At 63.6% G+C, this 349-nt stretch carries 1 protein-coding gene; it reads left to right on the forward strand.

The features are described from left to right. The coding region (locus tag AC0L2O_RS36505) for a nucleotide-binding domain containing protein (RefSeq protein ID WP_473373165.1) at positions 1 to 253 on the forward strand (253 nt) is incomplete at its 5' end. Between the last annotated feature and the right edge of the window lie 96 nt (positions 254 to 349).

The raw sequence follows: 349 nt of genomic DNA on the forward strand, positions 1-349 counted from the left end.
CTCCCTCGCGGCGATTGCCGAAGGCCTGGTGGAACGGGGCGTGCGCCGGCTGATCGTCGCGGGCGGAGAGACATCCGGCGCGGTGGTCGACCGGCTTGCAATTCCCGCATTTGGACTCGGGCAGGAAATCGTTGCGGGCGTGCCCGTCTTGCACAGTATCGGAAGTCGCCACGGCGACATGGTGTTGGCTCTCAAATCCGGAAATTTCGGCGGCGAAAGCTTCTTCGCGGACGCTTTGGCCATCATGGCGTAAGCGCCGTGGCGGCTCTTCACGGGAGCGGACTGGCCACTTCAAGCCCATGACCCGAAGCCGTTATCCGCCACACATGTGTCCGTCCTAAGATCGGTG

The organism is Bradyrhizobium sp. Kon10 (assembly GCF_055807395.1).